Origin of the sequence: Paraburkholderia sp. IW21, from assembly GCF_041321145.1 — a bacterium.
Lineage (GTDB): Bacteria > Pseudomonadota > Gammaproteobacteria > Burkholderiales > Burkholderiaceae > Paraburkholderia.
In genome coordinates, this window is record NZ_JBGGWA010000008.1 from 118,183 (window position 1) to 132,837 (window position 14,655).

The 14,655-nt window shown below is 54.2% G+C and carries 2 protein-coding genes; one reads left to right on the plus strand and one right to left on the minus strand.

The window, feature by feature from the left end; all coding sequences use genetic code 11:
* Positions 1-184: 184 nt before the first annotated feature.
* Complete coding sequence (locus tag ACAX43_RS19880) at positions 185-10,327, plus strand: cytotoxic necrotizing factor Rho-activating domain-containing protein (protein WP_370710133.1); 10,143 nt, start codon at positions 185-187, stop codon at positions 10,325-10,327.
* 227 nt (positions 10,328-10,554) lie between these two features.
* Here ACAX43_RS19880 and purL read toward each other — a convergent pair whose 3' ends face one another.
* Complete coding sequence (purL, locus tag ACAX43_RS19885; RefSeq protein ID WP_370710134.1) at positions 10,555-14,640, minus strand: phosphoribosylformylglycinamidine synthase; 4,086 nt, start codon at positions 14,638-14,640, stop codon at positions 10,555-10,557.
* Positions 14,641-14,655: the final 15 nt, after the last annotated feature.

Consider the following 14,655-nt stretch of genomic DNA (forward strand, 5'->3'; position numbering starts at 1 on the left):
TAATACCCCCCGCTAGTTTCCCGGTATTGTCATTGATTCGCACGTTTCAGAAATAAAAATAATATCGCATTAGCGTCACTGAGATGAAACAGTGCATATCCGATCGACAAAACACGCAACATGCAATTGAGCCGGGCAACGCACGGTTCTGATTAAAAACAACTGTCCGATTCCGAGGTGGCTTATGCGCAGCTACGCAGAGAACGATTCGAAGATCAAAAAGAAGCAACCCCGGCACGATGACGCCGTCGAGCAACCCGATGTTGCGCAATCGAGGTGGGCCGATCAGGTGGAGCGCATCGGCTGCAATGGCGAGTGGAATTTTGAACTGGCGGATTCCATGCCCTTTCTGGTTTCTGAACTTCCATGCTGGAAGGATGGCGGGTTGGCGCTTCACGTCTGGAACGGTCGAACTCATGCGTCTTTTGGTGCATCAGCGCACAGCGTTGGCGATGTGTGTATCGAGGTGATGGGGGGCCACTACTGGGCGCTTATAGATGGTCAAAGAGTCTGGATTCGCCCAGACGGAAACTGTTTCTTCGCCGCCATCTGGAAGGCGCTGCAAGCGTGCGGGAATCTGGATGCGGTCAAGCGGATTTTCCGGGGACGCGTGCCTGTAAATGAACGGGAGGCGTCTGATTACTTCCGTCGCGAGATCCGGGACCACCTACGCAAACATCCCGAGTTAGAGGCGATTCTGCTGGGCGACGATGGCAGCCCGGCTGCTCGACGAAGTCAACCGCGCAGCGGCTACGAGGTCCGCAAGACGCCCGGCGATCCGAAGCGTGAATCGTTGAGTGCGCGGGATGCCGCGATTGGAAACGGCATTGGCGCAATACCTGAACATTTCAGGGTGCTCCAGGGATTACAGGGAGAGGCCGACGAAAGGGACGCGGATCAGTTCCTTGATGCATCGGCTACCGCCGACTGGCTGGTGCAACCGGGGGAGCAGCGAGAAAAGCCCGCGGTTGAACCACACCAAGCCGGCTCCAATGAAGCGTCCCGCCCGCAGAAACGGGTCCGGCGCCTCACACCCTTCGCCAACCCGTATCGCAGTGCGTCAGGCATCGACCAGGAGACGCCGGAAAACGGCCTCTTCCGTACCGCTGCCGATATCGCAAAGCGGGCGGGTGAGCGGATAAGTCGCCCCGCAGCCGTGGCGAGCCGTGTCTACAGGGAACGGCAGGAGATTTTTCGCGCTCTGGGTGCCGATGACGTATTGAAGGCGTTGTCGCCGGTTCTCATCCCCGATGGTTTCGAGGACGCTGCCTGCGATGCCGACTGGCTGCCTCAAACCGCACAGGATGCGGGGCTGGCCGAATCGGACCGGGATGAAATGGCGGCATTGCTCCGCACGCCGACAAAAGTCAAATGGAGTACGCCGCTCGTTGAATACCGTCCCATTCCGCATGCCCGCCACACCGAATTTCAGCGGGTGCTTTTTTCCGCCGGATCTCAGCTCAGCGGGTGGCTCGCCTACAGCGGATTATTGTCGTTTGGATATTGGGCATTGGCGAAAGTCTCGCCCATGGCGAGCGTCGTCGCCGCTGCGGGCACAACGGTATGCAACCTGGTGAGCGCCTTGAAGCAGCGCGATGTGCTGGGTGGACTCGTCCAGGTGCTACTGGCGCTTCCCTATCAGCTGCTTTCCCCGCAATCGCTTCTATTTGCCATCGCCGAAGAGACGAAACGGTATATCGACGAGGTGCTGGACGGCGTAACTCCCGAATGCCTGACGAGCCAGCGAGAAAACATTTACATGGGTGTCGGGCTTGTCGCACTCTTTTCGTACTACGGATATTTTGTCAAGCGGCAGGCAGTCAACCCACTCGTCTCCAAGGTTCTCCATGGGCCGGCAGTTTACCCGCCAAACGGATTCCTTTATGAAAACGACATGCAGCCTCCCGAAACCCCGCTTGGCCAGGCCATGGCGGGAGTGATCGGCAAACTGCAACGGGCGGTACAGGGATATGCAGTCCTGCGAGCGGTGGTCGATGCGAAGCCCCCCACCAGCCTGGCCACAGTAGTTGAACCTGTCTGCTCAGTGGACGACGATCCCAATGCCGTGAGTCGTGAGGATAAAGCCTGGCAGAAGCTGCACAGGCAGACAATGAAAGAACCCCATAAGGCCTGGTTGAGAGCCTATGCGGCTGAAAGGAGACGCGAAGCCGCTCTGGAAACGGCTTCCTTGCCAGCCAGCGCCATTGGCGGGCAAGATGAGCCGGATGCGATCTTTAAGGCCGCTAACAACGTGCCTGAATCGAGTCCCGAGTCTTTCAGCACATCTTTAACCCAAGCCGAAGAAAACTTCGCGTCATCCCCACAAGACTCCGCTTCTTCCGACGCACCAGAAACAAGACCCTTCATTGCACTTCCAATCGCCACTGCGGCAGCGGCGGCCGCACCCTGCCTGTTAGGCGGCCTCTGCCCCCCGAGCAGGCAGGCGGTGGTTGTCGGTACCGTGTCTATCGTCACGATTGCCAGTATCGTTGCGTATTTTGTCCAATTGGGCCTAACCATTCCGAAAGACGGCGACGATCCTGACTTCGAGATTTTACAGGCAGACGCTCAACCCCTGAGTCAGGAATATCATGACACCAACGCTGACATGCAAACCCCGAATTTCAGATGGTTATATCTTGAGGGGCAAAACCTGGCAAGCGTTAAATACTTCATGGAAACCCAATTCGATCATCAATTTTTCGAAGATGCATTGGTTGCAGTTTTTGCGCCAGACAATAAAAACCAGACTGCGGGAAGCGAAAAGGCAACGTACGAAACTGCCGTACGCAGCGCATGGGGCGACTATATAAGGGATGTTGGAATTCCATTGCGTTACCGCTCTTCAGAAGATCCATACGGCCCGGAACTCTATTCGATCATCAGGGAAATCGATCCAGTCGATAACTACGCATCTGAAAAACTACGGCGCCTCAAGTCAATTCTGATAAAAATAAAGACGTACGAAACATTCATCCTTCGTGAACGAAGAGGTCTTCACTTCGACAGCAAAGAAGGAGTGATCGCAAAACTGGAATCAATTTTTGGCTTGCCGATCGAAATTCCCGAAAATGCAATTTTCACTGAAGCTCTGGATGACCATATAAACACACGACTAGGCTACGACTCCAACACTACCGTACCTGTCGAAGTCGCAAATGGCGTGCGAACGGCCATTTCCGCATGGGATGACGCGACCACCCAATTTCTCAAAGAAAAATCTGGAATTCCCGAAACAGCGATCTCCGCGGCCAGACAGTCCATCGCAGACAAAATCAAACAGGAAAAAGAAGAAATATATAAATTTAGAGGTCCACGTGATCAGGAACGTCTCGAACGCAGCAAGAAAAAACTCGCTGAATATCGCTATGCAGTTCACTATCTTGAAGATCACATAAAACTTTCTCACAATTTTCTTGGCGCCCTGAACGAGATCAAGCCGATACTACAGAAAATTGAGCCACGACTCTCAACGCTTTCCGACCAGCTCGGAGATGCCACCGTTTTCTATGCCAGAGTATTAGCAGTCAAGGCTGCCCTGAAGATGCTCGGAAAACGTCCGCGGCCGGCAGACTCAGATAACCCGTCCGTTCTCGGCGACCTATCAGACGTAGATTATCTAGATAATTTCTCCTTGATAATAGCATCAAGCCCCGAAATGACGACTTTCATTTCACTGGCGGAAGCCATATTTTACAAGGCACTAATCGGACTTGACATTAACAATCTTCACCAAAATGCCAACAACCCCGCTGAACTAATTCTCGCTTTCAAGCGAGCAATCGATAGCTCACCAATAAGCAATCGATATGGAAGCGTGGCCACCGAAGGCGCGAATTTCGTCAGAAATATTGCCACTAGCGACAAGACGTCCGATGACACGGAATATTACAGGCAATTTTCCGAATTCAAATCAAAATATCACAATGCTGTCGCAAAATCAATAAGCTACTTTGCGCTTTCAGAATATGGTATGCATCCATATCTGATGCTCACCGAAAAACCGCTCAGGGTAGTTAAAATGACCCTATATATGAGGCCCAAAACCCCGCGCTTTCCAAAACCTTCCAGAGACGACCTATTAGGGAAATTTTTAAATTCGTTCGGTGGTTTTTCCAATTCCATAACGATCTATGGGAAGGCCGGCGAATTGATATTTTGCGAAATGCCCACACAAGACTGGATAGTAATTTCCACTCTCGGCGGATCCTGCGTAGTGAGATCGTCCACCGCGGCTCAGATGAACCAGAATCCCGGACTCAGAGATATATCCCAGGAGCAAGGGACTTTAAAAATTGATTACATAGGTCCTTTTATCGACCAGGTCCTTCTCGACAGGGCTGGAATACATCCTTTGTGGATAGGACAAAATATGATTACATTTATAGTCCGGCCAATCTTCGGCAATGCGTCAATAATTAATGAAAATAGCTTCGAGAACGCTTATCTGCATTTAAATGGAGACGCCAGGCGTAATTTTAACGGAAAAAGCCTGCTAACCATCGTGGACGAAGCGACAAACGATGCGTTACTAACTCTGATGGCGCAGGCTAAAGAAGCAAAATATAACAGGGAATGGTGGCAATATATTACCTCATTGATACCGGGATTCGATATGTTATACCGGCTCGACCACGACCCAGACTACACGCCGTCAGCCGGGGAAATTTCGTTGGAGGTGGTGTCCGCCGTTCTCACTTTGACAGCGATAGCTTTTCCAGCTGGGGCTCTGACTGCGGGGAGCGCAAAAATTTTGCGTGCTTCTCTACTTAAAAATCTCGCGAAGGGCCTCCGGGGAGCTGCATTGTATATGGCAGTATGGGCCGAAGTCGGATCAACTTTGGCATTTTTCCCACTCCGCATTCTTGCCATTGCCGGTTACGAGATCTTTGCATTCTGGGAGCCGCTGCCACTCCGCGCTCTCACGAAATCACTCTACAAAAATGTCAGGAAATTCAAATTCGATTTAAAATTTAAAAAAGTAAAACCAAAAACATTTCCAAACCCAGAGATTAAAACGTTAAGTCAGGATGCCCACGATGTAGCGAAATCTGGCATACCGGAACCCGCGGAGGCGCGAGGCCTGTTGGTATCGTTACATCAAAATGACGTTCGATATTATGAATATTCGTATAGTTACGCCAAGGAAACGCCATTGGGTACAGGAAAATTGCCTGATGTCGATGCGGCGGCGCCAGGCGAGCCCAAGCAGCCAACACCCTCTGCCGATTTTGGCGCATTGAACGATGAAGGCGCTATTGAACTGAGCCCCTCCCGTGCAATCACCAGGATCGAGACGCCCTTCAGGTACAGCCGAACTGATGCTATTGCCTCGCCTGAAGCCGTTTCGTCACTCGGGGACGAGGGCCGCCATTTGGCCTTTGAATCCATGGAACAGGGAATCGCCCGAGATATCGAGTTCCACCGCCAACCATTAGCTCCGTTTGGTTACGGCGGTCATTCGAGCATCGACGCAAACACCGAAGTTATCCTTCTTCGGGAGTCCCCGGATTCAGCTGTGGGCGTTCGCATGGACTTCGAGAATATTGCTCCAGATCGGCCCTTGCTGGTCACGTCAGGAGAGATGTCGGACGGGACGTTTCTGGTCGGCATCGACGAAGCAGATGCATGTGCCTATTTCTATCGCCTTGGAGACATAGGCAGCAACTCCGCTGATCCGGCCTCCGACAATATCGCAATTCGACGATTATTCGAGACCCACAATTCTCTTGCGACTCGCACAGAAATGAGAATATCCATTCCGGTATCTGTCCAAAAACCGGATTTGCTCTGGTTTAGCAGGAAATTTGACAAGACTATGGTTATTTATGCCGAAAACCCTCGTACAAGTGGATTTACGGTATTGGACCCAGATTTCGATCTGTCCGCCCAGCCTGGGGCGAAACCTCCTACGCGTCACTCCGCATCTTCTTCCTCGTTAGATTTAGTTAATTACAATCACGCCCAGGGTGATATAAATATCATCCAAAGTTCCGGAAATGCGTACTGCTTGCTGTCACGAAAAGATAATGATCACGTTAGTATTATCGGCAGAGCTCAATACCGGGGCAACGTGGACACGAGTCAGCCCAAACCATGGCAACCCGGTGCTGAAGACGGCAAAGGATCCGAATTTGCGACCTCCGATATACGCCAGATCATGGATCTACTGGCTAAATCTGGAAAACAGGTTAGCTCTCATATTCGAGTTTTAAACCCTGATCACCTCAAGGCCGTTGAGGCCGCCGGCAGATACTTTTTAGCCAACGGATATAACGTAAGATATCGAATCGCGGTTATATGGCCATCAAAAGAATCGGATAATATTATTCAACATTATGCACCTGTTATCGAAACAAATGGGCGAACATACCTTGCAGATATCGCTGCGGGCCGATTTTCTTCACAAGGAATTAACGATCCCATTTGTGCAACTGATTCATCATGGAGAACGCGGTATATTTCTTCATTTCCGGACCACGTGATATTGATCCGCGATATAAACAGTTTCGATTCCTTGACCGACCTCGTAAAAACAGGACCTGTCGGCAAAAACATGGCTTCAGAACTTTCTGACCCCGATTGGACTGTCTTGAATAAACCTTCGTGGACGCTTATGAAAGCGTCGGAAGTTACCGAAGCCATCAATACCGATTTGATAATCGACATCGGAGCGAGCAGAAATCAGCGAGGCTATCTTGATTTAAATCCCGTAGAAACGCTCCCTTCCCTGCCCATGGAGCGCATCGCAAAATGGAATACAGTAATGACCGAGAGAGGATTCGCCGACGCCTTGACCGGTTCTCCTTCCGTCGCCGCAGAAAAAATCCAGGCATTCTTGATTGAGAAAAATATTAAATCAAAAATTATAATGACAAAAAGGTATGAAAATTTTTATGACGAAAATCCTGCGACAAATTACGCGATACAGGCGGAGTTTCCAGATGAGCCCGCTGATGTCATCACGCTGAGGCCTGCGCGTTATGGAAACGGCTCCGCGGTAGCCGGTGTGGGTCCATTGAAAAGGTGGCAGAGTGAAAATCGGCATAAGATCACCTTCTTCAGATTGATTGAAGATCCCAAAACGATCCCGGATTTTCTCGATGCCAACGATGCTCCCCAAGAAATTGGTCAGTCCCACTTCTTCAACGAGATGACCAATCGATACTGTTTGATGCATTTCGATCCCGCGGCGATGTCGTCGCTTGAAGAGGCCATGGCTCGCATCCGCACTGAGATGGCGAAATACTCGGGTCCGTATCTCGGTAATGATCTGAGAACGGAGAGGTCCATACTCGATCAATACCGCTTGAAGCAGCCGAAAAACCAGATGAATATTCGCATACAGCAAACCAAAGTAGACGAAATTACCAACTATCAATTCCTACGCGGGCTACTCGGCCGAATGGAAGACCTTCATGGAAAAATCCGGGGTGAAGTTTCAGGCGATATGCGTCTGGAAAGGAATCCTGGAAAGCGAATGATCGGCAAGGTAATCACCCTGGAAGCACATGCACTTAAAAATAGTTTATTTAATAAAATATCAGTTAAAAAATATGATCCTTCCACTGGAAATTATATAACCAATCCCAGCTTTTCAGTAGTCAGGGCTCCTGACCTTAAATATTTATTTGGCGAGGTAGAACTCAATCACATTCTGTCCGAGTATTCAACGTTATATCATGAAATATACGACATGGCGATAGCCTATTCCATTGAAGGCAGGCTCGAAAAAGGACGGAATATTGTAAAAAACGCGCATCTCGGCATTGAGATGTGTGAACGTTTAATTCGCCATTCAGACCTGAACTACAATGAGAACCTTTACGCCCTGATCGACAAGAATAACTTTAATACTCAAAACCCTAGTGCCTACGGCTTATCCCTCGTTCTGCATGTGCTCGAAAAAGATGAAATACTTCACCTTGATACAATGGTTGCACATCCGTTCACGCAATTGAGAAACGAGCAGGACTTCGTAGATTACGCAATCCGGCACGGCGCAGAATGGAACCTGCAAGAGTTAGAGAGATACAGAATAGAAGGCGCTGACCGATTTCTGGGTTACCACACTGCAAAGAAATCTCTTGCAGAGTCCGGCACGAAATATATTTCAATGCAGGCTAGAAATCCACGCGCTGAAAACATTGCAAGCGCATTCGGGCTGGAAGAGATGAACGATCTTGAATTTTACGGGTTGGACGTATCGCTGAAAGCTGCGAAGGATGCACGACGGTCGTTATTACGCGCGATTTTTCAGACAGTCAGCTCAAAACAAAAGCCGAAATCAGATCCGAAGATTGAGCCGGTCGTCGCTCCCCCGGCCGGGCCGTATGGGAAACTCGAAATGCAGTGGCGACGCGAGGACGTTTCATTAAACCAGGAAAAGCCTGGCGACGCAGGAGACAGATTTGAAGGTATCTATTCCGTTCCAGTGGCGGGGACCAGCAAGTCCCCTGACGAGTGGAAATATTATATCAAGGAAGAAAATAATCCGTATGAGGTGCGCTGGGACGATGATGCCCGCACCTGGCGCGTCGTCAATCCATTGGACCCGGGAAGATTTGGTCATGCGGTGCCGGTCAAATTAGACGATACAGGGCACTGGGTGACACATTTAGATATACCCATCGAAAAAGGAGGCAGTCCGTTTTCTGGCGCCGGCAAGGTTAGTCATCTTATTAATTTGAGCGAAACTCAGAGTCAGGAGATGCGCTCACTTGTAAGACGCGGGCGCAAGCAGGCACTGAATAATATTGACGGCGCGCTCAAAGCCCTCGGTCGAAAAAATACAGAAAAAGTCGATGCCGCAATGGACATATTTTTTGGAAGACATAACGATGTAGTGAAAGAAGTTTACCGCTTCAGCTTGAATGAAATTCAAAAATTCTTAAATGAACTTGACATCATAAACGACATCTCTTACAAGGCAGGCTATTTTGATCCAAAACAAATACTTATGCGCACGAAAGTTAATTCAGCATTGACAAATTGGAAAGATGGTCTGCCACCCATCACTGTATCTGTCGATGCGTTGGCCGATGTTTCTCTCAGAAAGCGCTTTACCTTAAGTGAATTCGAGAATTTTCTCGGGTGCACTCTAATTCATGAATCTTATCACGCGGTTTCTTCCACTGCGTATGATTTTGCATACCCGATAATTCGGGACGGCTCTTTGGATATTTCGCCTCTTATCATATTAAGAGATCCATGGCTGTTCGGCGACGACGTTCATGAAATCATGAAAGAACATGATCTGTCACGCGATGAACTGATGGACCGTCGAGAAAGATCCTTTCGTCGCGCGTTTTACAATGCCGATAATCTGGCATTTTTGACTGTGCTTCTGTCAAACCTCGACGACAGATCCCCCTGGTACAGAAATTTTATTCCCGAATACAATAAATTAATAGCCGATAATAACTTGCCACTTGAATGGAAATTCAAAGGCCACAACAAAGGCGGCCCGATTCGCCTGAAAACTCGAACGGCCATTGGCCAGCTCGTTGGCCGTGATATGACGCCGCTGATTCAGAACGGATTATTGTATAAAACATCATCCAGCCGGATTCCAGTGAACTTTGATGCGCTTACGCCCGGTTTGCCGAAAGCAGAAAAATTTTCCCTTGAAAATGGAAAATTTTCTGATTTTCTGGATACGTGGCAAGGCGGCAGCACCACGTCGCTAAAATGCGACGTTTGGTCAGGAACATGGGGGCGCGAGCACTTTCTCGATAACGATTTCTCAGTAATCGAAATTAGAGGTGAAAAATCGGAAACCGCCGCAATTCGGATCAATCTGAATGACCTGGAGGAAGATCATCCCCTAATCATATCGGGCGGCGAACTCGGTGGGTCCACCATTGCATTCGCATCATCCGAGGATGGCTTTCTTTATGTCTTCCACGCGGGCCACAAAGCCGGCGATCCGAACTGGCAACCCAGCCAGCAAGGCGTGGCAGGTATCTATCAGGCCTATCGTTCCATGGGAGGGAAAGCAATACCAGGTCTTAAAATTTCCGACGCCGGAGTGCTTGTCAATGAGGGCGGAGACTCGCTCGGTCATCGGGCGTTGCGCGAGATCCTGGGAGGATACAAACAGAGCTTCGTTGCCTATTCCGGGCAATTGTCAGATAGCTCCCCAGGGAGTGTAAGTGCGGGAGCGACGGCCAAATGGGTCGACTACGCGCAACTACCGCAAGGAAAAGGGCGTGCCTATGCACTCGTGCAAAAGCAAAATGGAGAAGTGCAGATAGATTTTTATGCGAAAGAGGCGCCGCCGGTGCAGGCCAGCAGTGGCGCCAAACCGAAAAAACCCGGGGCGTAGCGTAGTTCCCACTCAAATCGAGTGGGTCGCGGCTGCAGAATTGTTCGGAGGCAGCCGGGGCAAGTGATGGGAAGACGTTTGGTGGTTGTCGAACTCCCTGGAACAATGCCGATCTGATTCAGTTCCTGGGAGTTGAGGACCTGGCCGATGAGCACTCCGCATTTTTCCGCGGTCGTCAGGCCTCCACGTCACCTCGCGACGGCCTGCTCCCAATCACACGCTATTAATCAACCCAGCCAGCGGCGTGCGTTCTGGAACACGCGCAGCCACGGGCTTGCGTCCGTGCTGCCCTCACCCCAGCCTTCCGGATGCCAGCTCATCTGCACTGCCCGATGCACACGCTCGGTGTGCGGCATCAGCACGCTGAAGCGGCCGTCGGGCGTGGTGACCGACGTGATGCCGTTCGGCGACCCGTTCGGATTAAACGGATACTGCTCCGTTGCCTCGCCACGGTGATCGACGTAACGCATCGCCACAGCCACCTTCGACGCATCGCCTTGCTGCGAGAAGTCCGCATAACCTTCGCCGTGCGCAATCGCCACCGGAATGCGCGAGCCTTCCATGCCGGCGAAGAAGATCGACGGCGAAGCCTGCACTTCGACCAGCGAGAAGCGCGCTTCGAATTTCTCCGACTTGTTACGCGTGAACTTCGGCCATGCTTCGGCGCCCGGAATCATCGACGCGAGGCTGCTCATCATCTGGCAGCCGTTGCAGATACCAAGCGCAAACGTATCTTCGCGGCCGAAGAACGCGGCAAACATATCGGCGAGTTGCGAGTTGAAGCGGATCGCCTTCGCCCAGCCTTCGCCGGCACCCAGCGTGTCGCCGTACGAGAAGCCGCCGCACGCCACCGCGCCAGCGAAATCCGCCAGGTTGGCGCGGCCGGCCAGCAGGTCGCTCATGTGCACGTCGTGTGCGTCGAAGCCGGCGCGGTCGAATGCATAGGCGGTTTCGAGGTGCGAGTTTACGCCCTGCTCACGCAGGATCGCGACACGCGGACGTGCGCTTTTGTTGAGGAATGGCGCGGCGACGTCTTCCGAAGGATCGAACGTCAGGACCGGCGAGATGCCCGGATCGGCAGCGTCAGAGAGCGCGTCGAATTCGGCATCGGCACAAGCCGGATTGTCGCGCAAACGCGAAATACGCCAGCTCACTTCGCTCCACGCACGATGCAATTCGGTACGCGGTGCGTCGTAGATTTTCTTCGCGTCGCGATAGATTTCGATCGTGTCGCGTTCGTTGGTCTTGCCGATCACGTGCGAGCACGCCGACAGACCGTGTTCGCGCAATGCGACCAGCACCGCGTCGCGGTCTGCCGCGCGTACCTGAATCACGGCGCCGAGTTCCTCGGTGAAGAGCGCGCGGATCGTGCGGTCTTCGCGACGGCCGCTGGTCTGCTTCGCCCAGTCTTTCGCGTCGCCGTAATCGGATTCGTGGTTCGGATCGAGCACCAGCATGTCGACGTTCAGCGACACGCCGACGTGACCTGCAAACGCCATCTCACACACCGTCGCCCAGAGACCGCCGTCCGAGCGGTCGTGGTACGCGAGCAGCTTGCCGTCACTATTGAGCGCCTGGATCGCCATGAAGAAACGCTTCAGATCTTCCGGATCGTCGACATCCGGCACCGTATCGCCGACCTGCTGCGTGACCTGCGCGAGAATACTGCCGCCCAGACGATGCTTGCCACGGCCGAGGTCGATCGCGATCAGCACGGAGTCGCCCACGTCGCTTGCGCGGCGCAGTTGCGGCGTGAGGTGGCGGCGCACGTCTTCGACCGGCGCGAAAGCCGAAATGATCAGCGAGACTGGCGCGACCACTTCCTTGGCAACGCCGCGGTCTTCCCACTTGGTGCGCATGGACAGTGAATCCTTGCCGACCGGAATGCTGATGCCGAGCGCCGGGCACAGTTCCATGCCGATCGCCTTGACCGTGTCGTACAGCGCGGCGTCTTCGCCTGGTGCGCCACACGCGGCCATCCAGTTTGCCGACAACTTGAGCTTGTCGAGCGACGCGATCGGCGCCGCCGCGATGTTGGTGACCGCCTCGCCGACCGCCATGCGGCCCGACGCCGGCGCGTCGATCACGGCGAGCGGCGTCCGCTCGGCCATGGTCATCGCTTCGCCGCGGAAGCCCGCGTAGTCCATCGTCGTAATCGCGACGTCGGCCACCGGCACTTGCCACGGACCGACCATCTGGTCACGCGCGGTCGTGCCGCCCACCGAGCGGTCGCCGATCGTGATCAGAAACGATTTGCTGGCGACCGTAGGGTGACGCAGCACACTGACTGCGACTTCCGGCAACGTGATGCCGGTGACATCCACCGGCTCAAGTTTGGTCTCGACACGTTTGACTTCGCGATGCATGCGCGGCGCCTTGCCGAGCAGCACTTCCATCGGCATGTCGACCGGCTCATGCGCGGCGCCGTCATTCGATTCCGAATCGATCACCTTCAGCTGACGTTCGGCCGTTGCCGTGCCGACTACCGCGAACGGGCAGCGCTCGCGCTTGCACATCGCCTCGAAGGCCGGCAGGTCGGCCGGCGCGATGGCCAGCACATAACGCTCTTGCGCTTCGTTCGACCAGATTTCGCGCGGCGACAAGCCGCTCTCTTCCAGCTGGATCTTGCGCAGATCGAAAATCGCGCCCTTGCTGGCGCCGTCCACGACTTCCGGGAACGCGTTCGACAGGCCGCCCGCGCCGACGTCGTGAATGCTCAGAATCGGATTCTTCTCGCCGAGCTGCCAGCACGCGTTGATCACTTCCTGCGCACGTCGCTCGATTTCCGGATTGCCGCGCTGGACCGAGTCGAAGTCGAGTTCAGCGGTGTTGGTGCCGGTCGCCATCGAGCTGGCGGCGCCCCCGCCCATGCCGATGCGCATGCCCGGGCCGCCGATCTGGATCAGCAGCGAGCCTTCCGGCAGATCGCGCTTGTGCGTGTGCTGGTCCGAGATATTGCCGATGCCGCCCGCGATCATGATCGGCTTGTGATACCCGCGCACCAGACCCGCGACGTTCTGCTCGTACGCACGGAAATAGCCGCCCAGATTCGGCCGGCCGAATTCGTTATTGAACGCGGCGCCGCCGAGCGGGCCGTCGATCATGATTTGCAGCGGCGATGCGATGCGGTCAGGACGGCCGTACGCTTCGTGCTTGTCTTCCGGATTGCGATGCGCCAGCGGCTGCGCCGCATCGCGGGCGTTTTCCCATGCTTCGACGCCGCCCGGCAATTCCAGATTCGACACCGTGAAGCCCGCCAGCCCTGCCTTCGGGCGCGCGCCGCGACCGGTCGCGCCTTCGTCGCGGATTTCGCCGCCCGAGCCGGTCGAGGCACCGGGGAACGGCGAGATCGCGGTCGGGTGGTTATGTGTTTCCACCTTCATCAAGGTGTGCGTCAATTCGACGTTGCGGCGGTAGTGCTCGGGCAACTCGTTTGCGCCGAGTTCAGCCGGCGTGCGCGGGAACCAGCGTTCGGCGATGCCGCCCGCCATGATCGCCGAGTTGTCCGAATACGCGACGATCGTGCCTTGCGGGTTCAGCTTCTCGGTGTTGCGGATCATGTTGAACAGCGAGATGTCCTGCTTCTCGCCGTCGATCGTCCAATCCGCGTTGAAGATCTTGTGGCGACAGTGTTCGCTGTTGGCCTGCGCGAACATCATCAGTTCCACGTCGGTCGGGTTGCGGCCGAGCTTCGTGAAGGCGTCGACAAGGTAGTCGATTTCGTCGTCGGCGAGCGCGAGGCCCAGTTCCGCGTTCGCCGCTTCCAGTGCACCGCGGCCGTTGGCGAGCACGTCGACGGTTTGCAGCGGCTTGGCCGGCAGTTCGTCGAACAGATGCAGCGCGTGATCGCGCGAGGGCGATACGCTTTCGGTCATGCGGTCGTGCAGCGCCGCAGCGACTGCTGTGCGGGCTTCGTCGGAGAGTGCCTTCTTGCCGCCCAGCAGGCCGCTTTTCAGCGTGATTGCGTACTCGACGCCGCGCTCGATGCGGCGCACCTGGGTGAGGCCGCAGAGGTGAGCGATATCGGTTGCCTTGCTGGCCCACGGCGACACCGTGCCGAAGCGCGGCACCACGAGGAACGTTTCAACCGTGCCGCGCTCCCTGGTTTCCTCGAGCGGATCGCCGTAGTGCATCAGCGCTTCGATCTTTGCGTTGTCTTCCGCGGAAAGCGGCGTCTGGGCGTTGACGAAGTGCAGATACTGTCCGCGCACGCCCGTGATGTTGGAATCGATGCGCGTAAGCGTGTCGAGCAGGCGGGTTTGACGGAAATCGGAAAGGGCCGAAGCGCCGGGGAAACACGAGAAGTGGGCCATGGACTTGACGTTGCG